This is a genomic window from Acinetobacter sp. P37 (genome assembly GCF_057480965.1).
The window spans coordinates 1-19,959 of the sequence record NZ_JBLIYY010000009.1; the positions used below are offsets into that span (position 1 = coordinate 1).

Consider the following 19,959-nt stretch of genomic DNA (forward strand, 5'->3'; position numbering starts at 1 on the left):
GTATTTCATCCGCAGATTATGCATGAATATTTAAAATTCTTCGGTACAAATAATCAGCAAGAGACTGTTCGTTTTTTGATTTATGAAAGAGGCTTAATAACGTACGTATCATGAATATATTAAAATTTAATATTTTCCTAGTTTTACTCGTATCTTCACAAGCTGTCTCAGCAAGGCGAGGCGACTTTTCACCACAAGATATTTTTTTTCTGCCTTTAATTTTGATTGGGGTTTTATCCTTATTTAAATTTTCAGGCTTTATTGAAAATTATACGAAAGGCTTAAATTTAACCCTTAGAGTAGTCATAAAAGCAGTGAGTTTTATTATTTTGATTGGCATCATTGCCCTTATAATTATCGGGATAGGGTTAATTTCTGAGTATATTCCTGAAAAATGGTCGATGATATTCTAGTGCAATTTTAAATATAAAAAATTGGAAGCTAATAATGAAAAAATTAACTGCATTCATATGCTTGTGTTTTTCAGCACTAACATATGCCAACGATTCAACAGGCTATGTGGCAACAGGCGGTGTGAAATACCTGAAAAATAAAGACATTCAAATGTTCAGTGAAGACCTGTTTATTAGTAAAAAAATCATCAAGGTCGATTACCAGTTCAAAAATTTAAGCAATAAAGATGTGACTGAAACGGTCTTATTTCCGCTGCCAAAAGTTGAAAACTTCTTTGAATCTGATTTTGCCAATACTGAAAAATTGCTAAAAAGTTTTAAAGTTCAGGTGAATGGAAAAACGATTCAGCCTGAAATGCATGTGCGCACTTTTATTCAAAAAGATGAAAAAACAGCCCCGATTGATATGACGGAGAGTTTTAAGCAATGCGGGTTTACGGAAAAAGACATGCTGAATCCGTGGAGCAGGCAAGATGATGAATATGAAACACTCGAGACAAAGCTCAGAAACTGTAAAAATGCAGCACTGCAAAAAATCTTGCCCAAAGATCCGAGTGAAGTCATTTCATGGTCATCTCAGGTAATTTACAGCTGGAAGCAAACCTTTAAAGCCAAAGCATTTACTCGCGTACAGCATCAATATGCACCGCTGGTGGGTGGCTCTGTGGCGTTATATCCAGATGAGTATAATCAACAATTTTGTATGGATAAAAACTTTAAGGCAGGACTCAGAAAGGCCAAATCACAGCATGCACCATTTCAAGCTTTGGGTTATATCTTAAAAACAGGTGCCAATTGGGCAAAACCTATTCAAGATTTTAAACTGACGATTGAGCGTGATGCAGGAGAGCTGGTTTCTTTTTGCTGGGCAGGAAAAGTGAAGAAAATCAGCGCTACGCAGTTTCAAATGGTTGAAAAGAATTTTGTACCTAAACAAGATTTGGACATTATTTTTGTACATGTGAAATCAGGTCTGGATTAAAACTTGCAGGCAAAACCACTTTGATTTGTTTATCATCGTCCATAAGCAATTTTGAGTTTTGATATATGTCGATGGAAATACCTGATGAATTGGCAAATTTAGAAGCCAACGGGGGCATTTATGCGGTGTGGATGTTGCTGCAGCACTTAGGTATAGATGCAGATATTCAGCAACTCATCGAAGTTTGCGCTTATGACGCTGACCATGGCACAACAACCATTGGTTTAGCTGTAGGACTGAAAAAGTTTGGTTTTCAAGTAAAGTTTTACACAGAGCATGATCCTGAGCTGCAGGACAGTGAAAAACGCAGTTATGCAGAAGCAGACCAATTGGAACTGCCTATATTGCCTGCAATTGGCTATGCACAAATTCAGCAGGCTTTTGAACAAAATCAGTTTGTGATTGTGTATTACGATACTCTAGAGGGCGTGGGGAACCATTCTTTGGTGTATGACATTGACGAAACTGAAATTAGTTTCTTTGACAGCTTTGATGCCATGCCAGCAGATGTATTTGAACAGCAGCGTGGGGCAGAGGGCATTTGCCGACAAGTGATTACTGTAGATGTAAATGACTATGTGGCGAGCTGAGCCATTTTGTTAAAAGCAAAAAGCCCATCATGAGATGGGCTTTATTTTTTAGAAAAAAATTGGATTACTGCTCAGCCACATCGGCTTTTTCATTCCAAAAATCTGCTTTTTCTTCATCAGCGTCGATGCCTAAGCCATTGGCATAAATAAAGGCTAAGTCACGCATGGCCTGAACTTCACCTAATTTTGCAGATTGTTCAACCAGTTCAATGGATTTAGCGACATCTTTTTCCACCACATCGCCGCGACGGTAAAAATTGGCCAATTCTAAAATTGCAGCAGGATGGTCATGTTTTGACGCTTGTTCTAACCAGCGGTGCGCATGCTCAAAATAGGTTTTAGATTCTTCAGGATCTTCTTCGAGCATGTCTTTGGCATAGACTGCATAGCCTTCACCCAGCCAATACATTGCTTCTACATGACCTAACTGAGCTGCTTTGAGTGCCCATTCTTCAGCAAGTTCAACATGCTCATCATTTTCACTTTGCATATAAATTTCAGCCAGTTCAAATTGAGCATCTTTATTGCCTGCCATAGCGCGGTTATATAAAGCAGGAGAGATTGAAAGTTCAGACATGTGTAATCCAAAAGAGCAGAATAGGCATAGCCTAATCGGTTGGCATGAAAAAAGCCAATCCGAAGATTGGCTTTCAATGTTTAGAGATCGTTGTCTAAAGAATTAAAATTTCAATAACACTGCAGACAATACAAATATGACAACTAATGCACCAATAATTTTCCAAAAATACTCAGCGATATAACTAATACATAGCCCGACAAATAAAGCCGCAATGGTCAGCGCGCCAAACCAATAACTGATGTTATTGCTCGGCGTGCCAAGTGAGAGGCAAAGTAGTAAGGCGATGATCAATAGCGCCCAGCCGACCAGCGTGGCTAAGCGTGTTTGACCCACACTTAACTCTTTGCTGTAGAACTGCTTTTGATGTTTAGACATGCTGCATGCCAAGGCAAAAAAACCTAAGCTACTCAGTGCCCAAATCAGGAGAAAGAACATCATGCTTCAACCTCCTTTGTGGCACGCGCTTTTTTAACAGGCAGTCCTTTATGCTTTTTCACTTTGTAAAATGAATAGGCAAACAAGATAGCCAAAAGCCACATTGCAAGATCAAAGGATGCAATCATCCATTGGCCATTTGCCATGGTATTCCAAAGCGCTTGACCACCAGTCATGAAGTTTACAATCGGCAGTAAAGCAAAAATTGCTGTGGCAAAAGCTAAAAGTTCTAGCCACGCTTGACGATGCGTATGGAACATCGCATAAACGAGCGTCAGTAGCCAAACAATAAAGAAACTACGAATTTCTAATTCCGAACGGTTTTCAAGCTGTGTGGGAATAAAACGGTTGGCATAGAAAAATGCTGCACAGGCAATGGGTAAACCAATAATCGCTGCAATATTGGTCACTTCAACCGTGCGGTAGCCAAATGATTTAAAGCCTTGTTTTTGCTGTTGCGGCGCACGTTTTACACACCACAGAATGAGACCTGTAGCGACCATCAAGGTGCCTACAATCCCTGAAATAAACAGCAGCCAACGTAGAGCTAAGTCTACACCACGTGCTTCATGCAGCGTAGTGACTACATTGTAAATACCCATCGGTACAGAAGGTTGCTTTAACTTGGCACTTTCGTCAGTTAAGTCTTTGCCAGTTACGCCATCAAATTGTTTACTTGCATAGATATTTCGATACGCGACACTTTCACCATGTAAGGCGCGTAGTTCAATTTTAGCTTGGTCTGTATTCGGTGCAATGATGCTAACGGTACTAATCGGATTAGTTTTCCATTCATTCTGAACCGCAGTCACGATCGGCGCTAAGTTGGTCAACGGCGCAGCAACGACAGGTTGCTCTTCACGTTTAGAGCGACGATCTCCTCGACCTTCACCACGGCTCTCAGCACGATTTTCGCCTTGGTTTTGTGCAGAATTGGCACGGGCTTGCTGTGGGCGTTCGCCACGTTCTTCACGTCCTTGAGCGGATTCACGTCCTTCAGGTTTATTTTCCTGAACCAATACACGATTTTGTTCTTGTAAAAATTGTCCACGGTTTTCATAAATACGCTCAATCCCCCAAGGCATGATTGTAAATAACAGCAGCAACAGGCCACTAAAGGTGATCATGATGTGGAAGGGAAGCGCAAATACTGCGGTTGCATTATGTGCATCGAGCCAAGAACGTTGTCCTTTACCTGAACGAAAGGTAAAGAAATCTTTAAAGATTTTTTTATGAGTAATCACACCACTAATGATGGCAACTAACATCAACAGTGTGGCTATCCCGACAAACCATCGCGTCCACATACGTGGCATACCATATAGTTCGAAATGGAAACGATAGAGAAAATTACCACCACGCGTATCGCGCGGCTCAAGCACTTCACCTGTAGCACTATCAATGTAAATTTGTTTACCACCACGGCGTGCACGAGGGTCTTCACCTTGTTCACGAACGGTAATTAAGGTGGCATTTTGACGTGTATTCGGCAGCAAAATATTCCAAGCACCTGCATTCGGATGATTTTGTTGTAAATAATTCAGTGCGACTTGAGTTTGTTGGACTTGTGAACTGGCTGGAACAGATTGATGCAGCTCAGGTGTCATCCAAACATTGATTTCATTTTTAAAGAAGCTTAGGGTCCCGGTCAGGAAAATTGCATACAGCAACCAACCTAAGATAAGGCTAGCCCATGTATGCAGCCAAGACATGGACTGGCGAGGTCCCTCTACTTTTGCATCAACACGCATTTTAGCTTCCCATCATCATGTAAATGGCATACAAACACACCGCAGGGATCACAATGCCTAAAGTTGCTTTGAGGGTTTTATTCACCATAAAGACCCAAATAAATGCACAGCTCCACAGGATAAATGCAATTAAAGTTGCACTCATGGCTGCACTTCCACGGTCTTCGCTAAACACATCTGCGATCACGATGGCCGATAGCATCGCGACAACATATCCGCCCACTAAAGCGAGGGCAAAGCGATAGAAAATCATCAAGCGATAGGTCAATAGAGAAGGAGTATCTTTACGCGTTTTAGGCAGCGCAGATGTGAGGGGTGTCACAAGTGCCTCAGGTGGTGAGCTATTCATAAAATACTTAAGCGCTTGGAAATTGTATTAAAGTTAATCTAAATGATAACAATTATTATTAATAATTAGAATAATGTATTCACAAAATTATTGATATTTCAGCATGCTGAGTAGAAATTGATTTAAAAAGAGGGGAAATAAAGGCAAAAAAATAGCGACCGAAGTCGCTATTTTAGAATGCAAGAATGCTTATGTGTCTACATTATTGTTCTTGTTGAATGCCTGCAACTAACCAGTCTTGATCAGAACCCGCAGGTTTAACAAAATGCCATACTTCAGCAAAAGGCTGTGGCAGGCTATTTAAGTCTTCACTTACAGTACCTGTAAAACGCACACTTACAACGTATTGACCATTTTCGTTAGCAGAATCGACCACCATAGCATTTAAGTTAGAAAACTCAGCAACGTCTTCATCTTTATTCGCCATAATGTCGTTATACATGGACTGGTAAAGATCAGGCGTTAAGTAACGCTGAATTTCAGAAATGTTGCTTGCCGTATTCATCGATTGAATGTGGTTAAAACGCTGACGTGCAACACGTAAAAATGTTGCTGGTTCTGTACCATCCGGCAATTGATTGCCGCTGTTGGTATAGGCAGCACCAAAAGGCGCATTCGTTGCAGCAGCTGCACCAAATGGAGCATTTGAAGCTGCTGAATTACCGCCTACAGAATTACCAAAAATATTCGTATTGTCATTACCTGCACGAGGTGCGGCATTTTGCTGGCCAAACGGTGCATTGTTTGCACCGCTGTTTGGCGCATACGGATTGTTAGTGGCTAGTTTTTTTTTTGCGCCCATCTTACGGAAAATGAAGAAGGCAACAGCAGCGGCAAGTAAAATCCAGATCCAGCCTGGAATACCACCTTTCTCTTCCTGTTGTTGAGCTTGCGCTTCAGAAGCTGCTTGACCGTTATTGTCATCGGCCATCGCATTTGCAGCGACAGCACCAATTGCAGCACCAGCCACACCAGCAGCAACCATTCCGCCCACATTCGAGCCAGATTTTGCTGGAGCGCCAGCAGTTGCAGGCTGTTGAACAGGAGCAGATTGACGAGGTTGCTGATAAGACTGAGTTGGAGCAGCTTGACGGCTCATACCATGGCTTTTACCACCACCGGCACGTTTCGCTTCTGCAATCGGCGCTACCAAAAGGGCTGCTGTTAAAAGAGCAGTCATCAAACCACGCTGTCGAACTTCCATCAAATTTTCCTATATCTATATAAATTTAAAATAGCCATCTAGTTATGCCGCCATTTGTACTGAATTTCAATAGAACATCGGTAAAAAATTGAAAATTCATTCAAAATAAACGATTCAACGTGACTAAGACTCATCGGTAAGTGTAATTGCCTGACTCAACGCCTCATGTAAACGTGCGACAGAAATAATCTCTACACCTGAAATGGGTTTTTGCGGTGCATTACCACGCGGCAAAATAATGGTTTTAAACCCATGCTTAATGGCTTCTTTGAGTCGTTCCTGTCCATTGGGTACAGGACGGATTTCGCCTGAAAGGCCGACTTCACCAAATACTGCCAAATGCTGTGGCAGGGCTTTAGCTCTTAAGCTAGAGGCGCAGGCTAAAAGTACCGCAAGGTCAGAACCGGTTTCTGTGATTTTTAAACCACCCACGACATTGACATAGACATCTTGTCCTGCAGTTTGTACGCCACCATGACGGTGCATAACGGCTAAAAGCATGTTTAAGCGGTTTTGTTCTAAACCTAAGGCCACGCGTCGAGGTTGTCCGTGCGCATCATCTACCAAAGCCTGAACTTCAACCAAAAGTGGACGTGTACCTTCACGGCTAATCATGACAATGGAACCCGGAATGGCTTCATCATAACGACTCAGGAAAATAGCGGATGGGTTTGATACTTCACGCAGACCTTTATCGGTCATGCCAAATACACCAAGCTCGTTGACTGCACCAAAACGGTTTTTCACTGCACGAATCATACGGAAGCGCGAGTCAGACTGACCTTCAAAATACAAAACACAATCGACCATGTGCTCAAGCACGCGAGGGCCTGCCAAAGAACCTTCTTTCGTTACGTGACCGACAATAAACAATGCTGTGCCACTATTTTTGGCAAAACGGGTCAGGAGTGCAGCCGATTCACGAATTTGGGAAACACCGCCCGGCGCAGACTGGAGTGTCTCGGTGTATAGGGTTTGAATCGAATCTAAAATGGCAACGGCAGGGCGTTCATGTGCCAATACTTCACAAATACGCTCGACACAGGTTTCTGCCATGACTTTGAGTTGATCGGTCGGCAAATCTAGGCGCTGGGCACGTAGCGCCACCTGAGACAAAGATTCCTCACCAGTGACATATAAGGCAGAACTTTTACTCGCCGCCATATAGGTTGCAGTTTGTAGCAAAATAGTGGATTTACCAATGCCGGGGTCACCACCAATCAGCACAACTGAACCTGTGACCAGTCCACCACCGAGCACACGGTCAAATTCACCAATACCTGTTGCCATTCGAGTTTCATGCGAAACGGAAACTTGATTTAAGGTGGTCACAGCAGCAGCTTGACCTGCATAGCCACCGCCCATTTTCGGCTGTGCACGGTGTGTAACAGCGGGTGCAATACTGACTTCGACTAATGAATTCCATTCACCACATTCGGTACATTGACCGGCCCATTTGGGATGATCAGCACCACATTGTTCACATCGATAGACACTTTTTGCTTTCGCCATAATATTTACTGTGCACAAACTCAAATTGAGTCACAGCATAGCGGTGAATACATCGAAAAACCAAGTTTTTATCGCATGAAATGGCTGTTGAAGGTCAATTGATGTCGTTTTATTTTCAAGAGCTGCACTTTTACATGGTAAGCACTTTATAATAGCGCATCATATTTTTTGAAATGGGTCACCACATGACTGAACTATTACGACATATCGATGCCATCGCACGTGAAAAAAATCGTGATGTGTTATTTGTGCATTTTGAAGAATATGATCATCAACATCCTGAAAAAAATACGGTGCGTAATGATGTTATGCACTGGTTTGACCTGCAAAATATAGATTATTTCCCTTGTATGGGGCTAGAAGGTGAGTCTTTGATCGATAGCTATACAGGTGATTTGTACCTTGACGTACCTTTTGATGAAAGCAGCCCTGCATATAAAACCCTCAGTGAATATCTTGAAGATGAACAAGGGAACATGAAAATTCAGGGGGTATTGTTCTTTTCTTTATCTTTGGAAATTGCCTTAGAAATCGAAGCTGATCTGATGGAAGTTAGTGCTGTAGATTCTGAATATGCTGAAAATGAGTTTGGTGACCAATTTGGTGAAGGCTTTATTGAAGATACTGAATCATATCCAAAAGATGAAGCAGCCAATGAAAGCAAGACGAAAAACGACAAATTTGATGATGGTCAAATTGGCACAATTCAATAAGTAAATATCGATTTTCAGTCCGAATAAAAAAGCCACGTGAATTCACGTGGCTTTTTGTTGAGCAGGATGCAGGTATTAGTACAACTCACCTGATTTACGACGTTCAATAAAATCTTTCGATTCTTTCACAATGATGCCTGAGAGCAATAACAGTGCAATACAGTTTGGTGCAGCCATCAAACCGTTAAAGGTATCGGCAAATAACCAAACGAGATCAAGTGTTACGACACAGCCGACAAAGACTGATGCGATGTAAATTAAGCGATAAATCAGTACTGATTTTTCACCTAAGAGGTAAGTACAGCATTTTTCACCATAATAGCTCCAACCCAGAATGGTTGAATAAGCGAAGAAAATAATACCGAAAGTCACGACCCAACCACCGAAGCCCGGAAGTAGTTTATCAAAAACACTAATCGTCAGTACGGCACCCGTTTGATCACCAAAGCTTTGTCCCGCCATGATGAAGCCCATCACCAGTACGATACCTGTAATTGAGCAAACAATGATGGTGTCTAAGAACGTACCTGTCATAGAGACAAGACCTTGACGTGCTGGATGGTCAGTTTTTGCAGCCGCAGCGGCAATAGGTGCAGAGCCCATACCTGCTTCATTAGAGAATACACCACGTGCCACACCATAACGAATCGCGGCACCAATCGCACCACCCGCAGCAGCTTCGCCCGTAAATGCATAGCTAAAGATCATTTTTAGTGCAGGAATCACCAATTCAAGGTTGTTGAAAATAATGATTAAGCCACCCAATACATAACCTACCGCCATAATTGGAACAATAAATGAAGAGGCTTTAGAAATGGATTTGATCCCGCCTAAAATAACGAGGGCAGAGAATATGGTGATGACGATGGCAGTGGTGAGTGTGCTGATCCCTAAGCTGTTTTCCACAGCAAGCGCGACAGTGTTGGACTGTACTGAGCTACCAATACCAAAGGATGCCAAAGTACCAAATAGGGCAAATACCACTGCCAACCATTTCCACTTAGGCCCAAGTCCACGTTCGATGTAATACATCGGACCACCGTTCATTTCGCCATTTTCATTTTTATGACGAAACTTTACAGCGAGTACACCTTCACTATATTTGGTTGCCATACCAAAGAGCGCGGTCATCCACATCCAAAACACTGCGCCCGGACCACCGAGCACACAAGCGGTCGCTACACCGGCAATATTACCTGTACCAATGGTGGCAGAAAGTGCGGTCATAAGTGAGGCGAAATGAGAAATATCGCCATCATGTTGATTGGCTTTAGGATGCTTGCCAAAGACTTGTTTGAATGCGAAAGGCAACATGCGAAATTGCCAGAAAAGTAGTCGGAAGGTGAGGAATATACCTGTTCCGACAATGAGGACCAACATGTACGGGCCCCAGACCCATCCACTGAGTGTTTCCATGATATTTTGAATTTCTTGCATAGTATCTTCTTCTTATCGGCCCTGAGTGAGTGAATGCTACATTTTTGATATCTGTAGCAATTGATATGCCATTGTTAGAAACTTCCATGATTTTTGGCATAAATTTTTATCGTTGGTAAAATATTTTTTGCATAAAATTTAAGTTATTACAAGTAAATTGTTGTTTTATTGGTCGCTTTAAAATGTGAACTGGCGCTAAGATTTTTATATATAAGAAAAATAAATTAACTTTGTCACTTAATCCGAAAATATAGATGATGAGAAATAATTTTGTATTTTCTGAAATTTTTACGTTAATTTGTCGCAATTGGAACGCGAAGTTGAATTAAATAATGTCAAATGAAATTCATGGATCGCACGCTGATAGCGGCGATTTGAAACGAAGCTTGTCCAACCGACACCTGCAATTGATTGCGATTGGTGGTGCGATTGGTACAGGTTTATTTATGGGGTCAGGAAAGACCATCAGTTTAGCTGGTCCGTCCATCCTTATTATCTATATGATTATTGGTTTTATGGTTTTCCTCGTCATGCGTGCATTAGGCGAGTTATTACTATCAAATCTTGAATATAAATCTTTTATCGATTTTGCAACCGACTTAATCGGCCCGTGGGCAGGTTATTTTGTGGGTTGGACCTATTGGCTGTGCTGGATCACTATAGGGATTGCAGATTTATCGGCCATAATTTATTACCTGCAATTCTTTAATGGAGGTAACCCGTTCTCGCCCGAAGAAGGGGTGATGATCAGTGTTGCCGCCATTGTTTTTATCATGGGTTTAAACCTTGTTACGGTTAAACTTTTTGGTGAATTAGAGTTCTGGTTTGCACTGATTAAGATTATTGCAATCGTGGTGCTTATTGGTGTCGGTCTTTGGATGATCTTTACCGGTTTTACTTCATCGACAGGTGAAATCGCATCATTCACACATTTATGGTCACATGGTGGTCTATTCCCAACAGGAGTAACTGGCTTCTTGGCAGGTTTCCAGATCGCCATTTTTGCCTTTGTCGGCGTAGAACTCGTTGGTACTACGGCAGCAGAAACCAAAGATCCAGAACACAACTTGCCTAAAGCTGTGAACTCGATTCCGATTCGTATCATTATTTTCTATGTGCTTGCACTTGTGATTGTGATGTCCGTTACGCCATGGAGTGCCATTGACCCAAGCATTTCACCATTCGTGAACTTGTTTAGCCAAGCTGGTATTGCTGCTGCTGCGATTATTATGAACTTGGTTGTGTTGTCATCAGTTATGTCATCGATGAATAGTGGTGTGTTCTCGACTTCACGTATGTTGTTTGGTTTATCTCGTGAAGAGCAAGGTCCAAAAGCGTTCGGTCGTTTAAACTCACGTGCAGTTCCTGCAAATGCGTTATATTTCTCGGCAGTTTGTTTACTGTTGGGTGCTGCATTACAGTATTTCGTACCGAACACGGTTGAAGCCTTCACTTTAGCAACCACACTTTCGACGATTTTATTTATCTGCGTATGGCTCATGATTATCTGGAGTTATATCGTTTACTATAAAACTCGTCCTGAGTTGCATGCGAAGTCAACCTTTAAATTACCAGGTGGCTTATATACTTGCTGGCTTGTGATTATCTTCTTCATCGGCATGATTTATGTCTTGTCGCTAGAAGCAGATACCATGAAAGCGCTCATGGTGAGCCCAATTTGGTTCATCATTTTGATTATTGGTTATTTTGGTTTTTATAAGAAAAAGCACCATTAATTTACATTTTTGAACGGATGTAAAAACATAAAAAGCTGCTCCTGAGGGGGCAGCTTTTTTATTTGAATATGGATTTAATTTACACTAATACACAGTATTCATTAGTGCTAATAGAAGTATAAAACAGCATTCAAATTGATAAGCTATTTCAGTGAAATCAATAGCCTGATCGGTATAGAAAAATACACAAATGTGGTTTGAAAACAGCACCATTAAATTTTGCTTAAATTTAGTGCAGAATGGCAAAAAGCTCACTTGGAATTACAGGGCTTTTCTTTTATCCGCGGGTTGATCACGTTATACTCGGAAAAATCTTTTCATTAGGTACGTTTATGTATCGTTTTATGAATTATAAAATTATTGTATTAGCAAGTGCTGTGCTGCTGACCGCTTGTGGTCAGTCTGGTGCATTGCATTTACCTTCAGATGCAAATGCAGATAAGCGCGCAAAATATCTGATTTATCCAGATACGCCTGCACATCAAAAGCAGGAAAAACAAGCGGCTCCTGTTGCAACTGAATCGGAATCTTCAAATTCTAACCCTACACCTTAATGCTTTTATAGAAAGGATACTTTCATGAGTTTCACCCGTACGAATGGGGTATTGCATGCAGAGCAATGTTCTTTACAACAGCTTGCACAGCAATATGGCACACCGCTTTATGTTTATTCAAAAGCTACTTTTGAAAAGCATTATTCAGATATGGATCGTGCATTTAGCTTTATCGACCATCAAATTTGTTTTGCGGTAAAGTCAAACTCTAATCTTGCGGTGTTAAACGTACTTGCCAAGCAGGGCGCTGGTTTTGATATCGTGACGGGTGGTGAACTCGCACGTGTATTAAAAGCCGGTGGTGAAGCTTCTAAAATTGTATTCTCTGGTTTGGGTAAAACTGAAGCCGATATCCAAAAAGCGTTGGACGTGGGTATTGCATGTTTTAACGTAGAATCTCATGCAGAGCTAGATCGAATCCAAAAAGTTGCTGCGGCAATGGGTAAGAAAGCACCGATTTCATTGCGTGTAAATCCAGATGTGGATGCCAAAACCCATCCTTATATCTCTACGGGTTTAAAAGAAAATAAATTCGGTATTCCTTCAGACAGCGTTTTTGACACCTATGCATATGCAGCGTCGTTGCCAAATCTTGAGATTGTCGGGATTGATTGTCATATCGGTTCACAGTTGACTGAAACTCAGCCTTTTGTTGATGCACTTGATCGTGTCATTGTGATGATCAATCAACTGAAAGAGATGGGTATTCAGCTAAAACACATTGATATTGGTGGTGGTTTAGGTGTGACTTACAAAGACGAAGTTCCGCCTACCGTTGAAGAATATGCTCAGGCAATGCGTCCGGCTTTAGAAAAATTAGGCCTTAAGGTGTATATGGAACCGGGTCGTAGTATTTCTGCAAATGCAGGTGTGTTGTTAACTAAAGTTGATTTACTCAAACCGACCAATCATCGTAATTTTGCCATTATTGATGCTGCTATGAACGACTTAATCCGTCCTGCTTTATATGAAGCATGGATGGATATTCAGGAAGTAACGCCTCGTACTGATACAGATAAGAAAGACTGGGATGTTGTTGGCGCGATTTGCGAAACCGGTGATTTCCTTGGTAAGCAACGTCAGTTGGCGATTCAAGAAAATGACGTGCTTGCAGTATTGGGTGCGGGTGCTTATGGTTTTGTCATGAGCTCAAACTACAACAGCCGCGGACGTGCTGCTGAAGTGATGGTTGATGGTGATCAGTCTCATTTGATTCGTGAGCGTGAAACCATTGAATCATTATGGGAACGTGAACGTTTATTGCCTTAAGGAGAAATTCGAGATGTTATTAGAATTTACCAAAATGCATGGCCTTGGCAATGATTTTATGGTGGTCGATCTAATTAGCCAACGGGCTTATTTAGATACAGTGACGATTCAGCGTTTGGCCGACCGTCATTTTGGTATTGGTTTTGATCAGCTTTTGATTGTAGAGCCACCTGATTTGCCTAATGTCGATTTTAAATATCGTATTTTTAATGCAGATGGTTCGGAAGTTGAACAATGTGGTAATGGCGTACGTTGTTTTGCACGCTTTGTGCATGAACGTAAGTTGACCAGCAAAACCAAAATCAAAGTACAAACCAAGTCCGGTATCGTAGAGCCTGAATTAGGTGCGAATGGTTGGGTGCGCGTTAATATGGGTTATCCACGCTTTTTGCCGCATGAAATTCCATTTATTGCGGAAGAACCTGAAAACTTATACGACATAGCATTGGCGAATAATGAACAGCTCACCATTGATGTAGTGAGTATGGGTAATCCGCATGCAGTGACGATCGTTCCTGATGTCATTACTGCAGACGTCGCTAAAATTGGTCCACAAGTCGAATCGCATGAGCGTTTTCCACAGCGTGTAAATGCTGGCTTCATGCAAATTGTGGATGAGAAACATGCACGCCTACGTGTATTTGAACGTGGTGTCGGTGAAACCATGGCCTGTGGTACAGGTGCTTGTGCAGCGGCAGTATCAGGTATGCGTCGTGGTTTATTAGCCAATTCGGTCGAAATAGAGTTGGCAGGTGGTAAGCTGCAAATTGAGTGGCAAGAAGGTGGTGTAGTCTGGATGACTGGACCAACTGCAACAGTTTACGAAGGACGCTTAGATTTAAGCTACTTCCAAGGTTAAAATCAAAGCCCTGATCCATTCAGGGCTTTTTTTCATAAAATAAAAAGTGAATAAAAAATTATAATTCAATGGGATTGTAGTCAACATGGAACAAATAAACGAAGAAATAAAAGAAGAAATCTTAGAGCAACTTTTTCATAAAGCTTTACATGAACCTGCGTATCAACCCGAATTTTTAGCTCAATTATTAGCGGCCAATGTGTATTGTGTGGGAACAACAGGGGGACGTGATTCACGTATTGCCGAAGCTTTGATCTTGGATGAGGGCGGCAGTGTTCAATTGAAATCATGGGAAGATGAAACTTATGATTGCGTCATCCCGTTTTTTACTTCTTTGGAAAAAATGCGGTTGGCAATATCTGAAGAGGATTCGTATATCCGGCTACCAACCAAGGCATTATTTGAAATGACCATTGGGGCAAGGCTTGTATTGAATCCACAATCACCTGATGCGACGAAGGACTTTGTACCAGAAGAAATTCAACATTTGCTGAACGGGCAGTATATTCAGCCCTCAGAAAACTATGAAGTTACGGAAGATACGGAAGTTTTAATTGGTCAGCCGGCAGAATATCCGCAGTTTATGATTGATCAATTAAGCATTTTTTTTGGCACAGAGCGTGTGGTAAAAGCTGCCTATTTGGCGCAAATGCTGAATGAAGCTCGAGATGATTCACCAACTTTGTTGATCGGACTAGATTTAGAAGCAGGGTTATCTGAACAACAAATTCAAGATTTGCACAGTAAAATTGGTCGTATCACACAGGATAGTTTAAAAGAGCAATGCCCAGTGGATTTAATCCATGTCAATCCACACAGTGTCGATGGTGTAGAAGGGTATTTGCTTAATGAAACGCAAGCTTTTTACCAACGTGTTGATGGTAAGCCTAAGGGGTTCTTTGCTAGACTCTTTTCATAAAATAGATATGTAAAATCGCTTTAGAGAACGTACCACAACGCTAAAGCACATGTTGAAATGGGAGAAGACAGATGACGATGGATCAGAGTCAACTACTGACTATGTGGTTGAAGGAACGTGAAATTCAAAATCAGTCTAAACATACATTGCAAGCGTATGAGCGTGATGTCAGTGATTTTCTCCAATTTTGTACAATACGCAACTTGCCACTGCATGATGTTGAAAAGTCAGATCTGCGTGAATTTGTTGCTCATAAAGTGGAACAGTTTCAGCTCAGTCCAAGTAGTTTGCAGCGCATGTTATCTTCGATACGCCAATTTATGAAATGGGCAGAACAAGGAAATTATCTCAATTTTAATCCTGCAGATGATTTTCAGCTCAAACGCCAATCACGTCCTTTACCTGGATTGGTCGATATTGAAACCATTAAACAAATCATGGAACAGCCTGAGCCAGAAAGTGAAACTCAACGGCAGCTTTGGATACGTGATAAAGCGATTTTGGAGCTGCTCTATTCAAGTGGTTTACGTTTGGCTGAAGTGCAGGGCTTAACCATTCGAGATATTGATTTTAATCGCCAACTGTTACGTATTACGGGTAAAGGGAATAAAACGCGCATTGTACCTTTTGGTTCTAAAGCCAAAGAGGCTGTGATGCATTGGTTGCAATTATATCCTGCATGGCATGGTGATTTTGTCCCAGAAGCCCAAGTTTTTATCACTCAAAAAGGCAATCCACTAGGGGTAAGACAAATAGAAAATCGAGTTAAATTTCAAGCTCGACGTGCAGGTGTAAATGTCGATTTACATCCGCATTTATTACGACATTGCTTCGCTAGCCATATGTTGTCCAATAGCGGTGACTTGCGTGCTGTACAAGAAATGTTGGGGCATAGTAATTTAACCACTACACAAATTTATACCCATGTGGATTTTGATCGATTGGCACAAGTTTATGATCAGGCCCATCCAAGAGCACAGCATAAAGATTCGTAACAATTGCAAAAACGACTTGGGTACTCAGTGGTCTAAATTTTGCTTAAATTTACAGGCTAGATTTCACATTTTGTATCCTAAAGTGGTCTACTTCATGAAAATTAAATAAGGATGTGAAAAAATATTGGTAAAATTGACCGACATTTTGAACTATTGTCGCATTATAAAAATTCAAATTATCGGGTATAAAAATTGTCCATTATTGAATTGACGTAAGTGCTGAAGTGAAATTCGCCATTTACTAAATTGCTGTACCGTTAAAAATATATAGGCCATACCATGATTTCAGATATTCAAGAAAAATATGACCAGTTAAATGGTCAGCAAAAAGAAATTTTTGTAGGATACGGCTTACGCCAAATCAAACACTTTGTTGAAATCAGTTTACCTGAAGTAGAAGCTGTATTGCCTGAAGGTGCGCAGCTACAAGGGATTAATGCCGATGGAAAAGTTCAGGCGTTTAATGCGGCGACGGGCCAATACTTTATTTGGATTTCGGATAAACAATGGCAGCTTACCAATAAAGCAACTGCTAAATTTGACAGTAAAGAAGATGCCCTCACCATTTGGCGTATTTTTGATTTGGTAAAGTATGAACTTATTGACCTAAGCCACATCCATCGTGACTTTTTGGAAAATCAGCCAGCCTAAACCATTGGTCAAATAAACAACTCATGGGCTATCTTCATTGGTTTTGGATGTTTAGCCCTTATATCACCCGCACCATGACATGTTGTGATGCTTGTGAGCAGAGCGTTAAAGTGTCTACCTCGTTTGGTTTTAAGCTTTCAAATGAACATTTGAGATAAGCTAGTGGACGTCTTTGCAAAACTTATGATGCTAAACAAAATATCTAAATGCAAACCCATTTTGCTGTTCAGTAATTCAATTCGCTCAGTTTTGATAGCGAGAGCCTGTAAATCCAATCAGTTGTATTCTTGTTTAAGAAATTAAGCTCAAAGGCTCCTTAGATTGTGTTCGTTCATTTGCCGCAAATCATGATTTTTCTTTGCTTAAAATATAATGAAATACCGCATAGCTAGGTTTTGCATTCGAGGCTGTGAATAACTGCGTTACTACGTTGTCATTCTTGTAGTATCAGCCTCGTCGTTTCTAATGCTTGAGTTGCTCGTTGGCAGACCAATTTCTGTTTATAAATCTTCTAGCGGTAACTGGAAGCTTTGTTTGATGATTTGGCTAGGTAAATCAGTCTTTACACTGGTGATGCCATTTTTCTTGGTTAAGTGAGTAGACTGAAATTTACGGTAACTTTCTAGGTCAGGCACCACAACTTTGAGCATTGCATCGCACTCACCCAAAATAATGTAGCACTCCATGACTTGAGGAAGTTCTTTCATCGCTTCGATAAAGGTATCGATGGTTTCAGCATCCTGCCCAGTCAACCAAATACGAGAAAACAAAATTAATTGAAAGCCAATCTTTTGTGGATCGACCACGGTGGTGTAATTCTGAATCACACCTGCTTCTTCGAGTAATTTGACCCGACGTAAACAAGAAGAAGGCGAGAGTCCAATTTCCTTGGCTAAGTCATTATTTTGCATGCGGCCATTATTTTGAAGTGCGCGAATGATATTTTTATCAATACGATCTAGTTTAACTAGAATTGACTTAGAAGATGTCTTCATAAAATAGAATATAATTCTAAAAATAATATCTATTATAGAATATTTGATATCCTATTTTAAAGCGATTCAAACATACTAATTTCACTTTCAGGACATAGAAAGGGAAAATTGAAATGTCTGTATTTGCTTTGTTTGCCTTAACGGTAATTCCCCTTATTTTCACACCAGGACCCGATATGCTTTTTATCCTGTCACAAGTGATGGGTAAGGATGCAAAAGCAGGCATGATGGCAACAGTGGGGGTGTGCTCAGGTTATTTGGTTCACTCGATTTTAGTGGCATTGGGTATTGCTGCGATTATCGTGTCATTTCCACTACTGTTTGAAACAATCCGCTGGTTGGGGATTGCTTATCTTTTATATTTGGCAACGCATTTGCTGCGTTCAGTATTTAGCAGTAAAAAATTAAGTATTGAGAAAAAGTCAGCGTCCAACCCGATTAAAAAAGGCTTTTTTACGGCTTTACTGAACCCGAAAGGAATGTTGATATATTTTGCAATTTTGCCGCAATTTATTGATAAATCAGCGAGTACCGTGAGTCAAGGTTTGATTTTGTCCTTCATTTTTATTGGGCTGATTTTTGTGGTGTATTGTAGTTTAAGTGTGGTCTTTGCACGTATTACACAAAAAACTCAAATTGATGAACGCAAACAAAAGTGGATCGATGGTACATCAGGCGGTTTATTGGCTCTTGCTGCGACATGGTTAATTGCCAATTAAAAACAGCAAATGTAAATAGAAATAATTGCCTTAACTAAACCCTTCGTGAAGGCGGAGGTTTTTTTATATGTGGTGAATATCGACACATATTAAGAATAAGAAAGAGAGAAAAACCCACCAATTAGCTTCGGAAAAGTGAAATTAGCGCTAAATTCATTATGCTTCTATCTTAAATGACAAGTTTAGATATGTTGCCGAATGTGTAGAGGGAAAGCTCTATTTCAGAAAGATTGATCGAAAATTGATATTAAATCAGATCTTTTGATGATCTAAATCAAGTAAAAAAATAATAAAAATCAATGCTTAAAAAATAACTGAATAATGCGTTTTTTTAGATAACTGAAGCATTCTTTAAAAAATGTGAACGATAAGTTCAAGGAAATTACGGTTTTTTACAGGTCTTTCGATAATTGTGACTTGACCGAAATGCCGTACACATTGCAAGATAGGGCACCTAAAAAATTTAAAGTGAAGAGTTAATATAACTTTTCTCAACATTTACATTTGCTAAAACAGCCGAGGATTACATGAAGGCTCTTGTTGCTGTAAAACGTGTGGTTGATGCCAACGTTAAAGTTCGCGTTAAGCCGGACAACAGTGGTGTTGACTTAACGAACGTTAAAATGTCAATTAACCCATTCTGTGAAATCGCAGTGGAAGAAGCGGTTCGTTTAAAAGAAAAAGGAACTGTTTCAGAAATCGTTGTTGTTTCTATTGGTCCTAAAGAAGCTCAAGAACAAATCCGTTCTTCTATGGCGCTTGGTGCAGACCGAGGTATTCTTGTTGAAGCTGACGACAGCCAGTTAGGAGCACTTGAAGTTGCAAAAATCCTAAAAGGTGTTGTAGACGCTGAACAACCTCAATTGATCCTTCTTGGTAAACAAGCAATTGATGATGACTCTAACCAAGTTGGTCAGATGCTTGGCGCGCTTTTAGGTGCTGGCCAAGGTACTTTCGCTTCTGAAGTGAAAGTTGAAGGCGATAAAGTACAAGTGACTCGTGAAATCGATGGTGGTTTACAAACTGTTGAACTTGCACTTCCAGCAATTATTACAACTGACTTACGTTTGAATGAGCCACGTTATGCTGCTCTTCCAAACATTATGAAAGCGCGTAAAAAGCCGCTTGATACTAAGTCACCTGCTGATTATGGCGTTTCACCTGCAACTAAGCTTAAAACTGTTAAAGTTGAAGCTCCTGCAGAACGTAAAGCGGGCGTACAAGTGAAGTCTGTAGACGAGCTTGTAGATAAATTGAAAAACGAAGCGAAAGTGATCTAATACAGAAGGATAAAAA

The 19,959-nt window shown here is 40.7% G+C and carries 21 protein-coding genes; 13 read left to right on the top strand and 8 right to left on the bottom strand.

The features are described from left to right. Nucleotides 1-110 precede the first annotated feature (110 nt). From AC25JC_RS09685 to AC25JC_RS09695, 3 genes are all read left to right on the top strand, one after another. On the top strand, nt 111-413 hold the full coding sequence (locus AC25JC_RS09685; protein WP_111883908.1) for a hypothetical protein: 303 nt from the start codon (nt 111-113) through the stop codon (nt 411-413). Nucleotides 414-447: 34 nt separating this feature from the next. Further along, the gene (locus AC25JC_RS09690) at nt 448-1,395 is read left to right on the top strand and encodes a DUF4424 family protein (protein ID WP_180114911.1); all 948 of its coding nucleotides are present in this window, start codon (nt 448-450) and stop codon (nt 1,393-1,395) included. A 65-nt stretch (nt 1,396-1,460) separates the two neighbouring features. Continuing rightward, nucleotides 1,461-1,985, top strand: a complete 525-nt coding sequence (locus AC25JC_RS09695) for a cysteine peptidase family C39 domain-containing protein (RefSeq protein ID WP_078192083.1) — start codon at nt 1,461-1,463, stop codon at nt 1,983-1,985. Between the two features lie 64 nt (nt 1,986-2,049). Here the strand turns inward: AC25JC_RS09695 and AC25JC_RS09700 are convergent, their stop codons facing one another. From AC25JC_RS09700 to radA, 6 genes are all read right to left on the bottom strand, one after another. Continuing rightward, nucleotides 2,050-2,562 carry a tetratricopeptide repeat protein gene (locus tag AC25JC_RS09700; RefSeq protein ID WP_078192082.1) on the bottom strand — a complete coding sequence of 171 codons (513 nt, stop codon included), beginning with the start codon at nt 2,560-2,562 and terminating at the stop codon, nt 2,050-2,052. Nucleotides 2,563-2,664: 102 nt separating this feature from the next. Then, entirely contained in the window at nt 2,665-3,003 is a 339-nt protein-coding gene (locus AC25JC_RS09705; RefSeq protein WP_180114913.1) for a DUF3325 domain-containing protein, read from the bottom strand. After that, the gene (locus tag AC25JC_RS09710) at nt 3,000-4,751 is read right to left on the bottom strand and encodes a PepSY-associated TM helix domain-containing protein (RefSeq protein ID WP_486923943.1); all 1,752 of its coding nucleotides are present in this window, start codon (nt 4,749-4,751) and stop codon (nt 3,000-3,002) included. Before AC25JC_RS09710 ends, AC25JC_RS09705 begins: the two co-directional genes overlap by 4 nt. Nucleotide 4,752: 1 nt before the next feature. Next, nucleotides 4,753-5,100, bottom strand: coding sequence for a hypothetical protein (locus AC25JC_RS09715; protein ID WP_078192079.1), 348 nt, complete (start codon nt 5,098-5,100; stop codon nt 4,753-4,755). Between the two features lie 202 nt (nt 5,101-5,302). Further along, a complete protein-coding gene (locus AC25JC_RS09720; RefSeq protein WP_180020733.1) occupies nt 5,303-6,304 on the bottom strand; it encodes a Tim44 domain-containing protein in 1,002 nt (333 codons plus the stop codon). 123 nt (nt 6,305-6,427) lie between these two features. After that, nucleotides 6,428-7,816: a DNA repair protein RadA gene (radA, locus tag AC25JC_RS09725; protein ID WP_180026689.1), complete on the bottom strand. Its 1,389-nt coding sequence runs from the start codon at nt 7,814-7,816 to the stop codon at nt 6,428-6,430. Nucleotides 7,817-8,001: 185 nt separating this feature from the next. On the opposite strand from radA, the gene AC25JC_RS09730 reads away from it, so the two are divergent. Beyond that, a complete protein-coding gene (locus AC25JC_RS09730; RefSeq protein WP_306669976.1) occupies nt 8,002-8,529 on the top strand; it encodes a hypothetical protein in 528 nt (175 codons plus the stop codon). A 75-nt stretch (nt 8,530-8,604) separates the two neighbouring features. Here the strand turns inward: AC25JC_RS09730 and AC25JC_RS09735 are convergent, their stop codons facing one another. Then, nucleotides 8,605-9,966 carry an alanine/glycine:cation symporter family protein gene (locus tag AC25JC_RS09735; protein ID WP_486923944.1) on the bottom strand — a complete coding sequence of 454 codons (1,362 nt, stop codon included), beginning with the start codon at nt 9,964-9,966 and terminating at the stop codon, nt 8,605-8,607. Nucleotides 9,967-10,298: 332 nt separating this feature from the next. On the opposite strand from AC25JC_RS09735, the gene AC25JC_RS09740 reads away from it, so the two are divergent. From AC25JC_RS09740 to AC25JC_RS09770, 7 genes are all read left to right on the top strand, one after another. Next, nucleotides 10,299-11,702, top strand: a complete 1,404-nt coding sequence (locus AC25JC_RS09740; protein ID WP_486923945.1) for an amino acid permease — start codon at nt 10,299-10,301, stop codon at nt 11,700-11,702. Between the two features lie 344 nt (nt 11,703-12,046). Then, nucleotides 12,047-12,256, top strand: coding sequence for an LPS translocon maturation chaperone LptM (gene lptM / locus AC25JC_RS09745; RefSeq protein WP_373684424.1), 210 nt, complete (start codon nt 12,047-12,049; stop codon nt 12,254-12,256). A 24-nt stretch (nt 12,257-12,280) separates the two neighbouring features. Further along, complete coding sequence (gene lysA, locus AC25JC_RS09750; protein ID WP_078192073.1) at nt 12,281-13,525, top strand: diaminopimelate decarboxylase; 1,245 nt, start codon at nt 12,281-12,283, stop codon at nt 13,523-13,525. Nucleotides 13,526-13,538: 13 nt separating this feature from the next. Further along, a complete protein-coding gene (gene dapF, locus AC25JC_RS09755) occupies nt 13,539-14,384 on the top strand; it encodes a diaminopimelate epimerase (RefSeq protein WP_111883917.1) in 846 nt (281 codons plus the stop codon). Nucleotides 14,385-14,469: 85 nt separating this feature from the next. After that, on the top strand, nt 14,470-15,303 hold the full coding sequence (locus AC25JC_RS09760) for an enhanced serine sensitivity protein SseB C-terminal domain-containing protein (protein WP_486923946.1): 834 nt from the start codon (nt 14,470-14,472) through the stop codon (nt 15,301-15,303). A 71-nt stretch (nt 15,304-15,374) separates the two neighbouring features. Next, entirely contained in the window at nt 15,375-16,298 is a 924-nt protein-coding gene (locus AC25JC_RS09765) for a tyrosine recombinase XerC (protein ID WP_180003344.1), read from the top strand. A gap of 279 nt (nt 16,299-16,577) precedes the next feature. Further along, the gene (locus AC25JC_RS09770) at nt 16,578-16,949 is read left to right on the top strand and encodes a hypothetical protein (RefSeq protein WP_486923947.1); all 372 of its coding nucleotides are present in this window, start codon (nt 16,578-16,580) and stop codon (nt 16,947-16,949) included. Nucleotides 16,950-17,449: 500 nt separating this feature from the next. On the opposite strand, the gene AC25JC_RS09775 is transcribed toward AC25JC_RS09770, so the two are convergent. Continuing rightward, nucleotides 17,450-17,944 (bottom strand): Lrp/AsnC family transcriptional regulator, encoded by a 495-nt coding sequence (locus AC25JC_RS09775; protein WP_078190405.1) that lies wholly within the window; start codon nt 17,942-17,944, stop codon nt 17,450-17,452. A gap of 113 nt (nt 17,945-18,057) precedes the next feature. On the opposite strand from AC25JC_RS09775, the gene AC25JC_RS09780 reads away from it, so the two are divergent. Then, nucleotides 18,058-18,663 carry a LysE family translocator gene (locus AC25JC_RS09780; protein WP_249683421.1) on the top strand — a complete coding sequence of 202 codons (606 nt, stop codon included), beginning with the start codon at nt 18,058-18,060 and terminating at the stop codon, nt 18,661-18,663. A 527-nt stretch (nt 18,664-19,190) separates the two neighbouring features. After that, nucleotides 19,191-19,943: an electron transfer flavoprotein subunit beta/FixA family protein gene (locus AC25JC_RS09785; RefSeq protein WP_078192067.1), complete on the top strand. Its 753-nt coding sequence runs from the start codon at nt 19,191-19,193 to the stop codon at nt 19,941-19,943. The last annotated feature ends 16 nt before the right edge of the window (nt 19,944-19,959 follow it).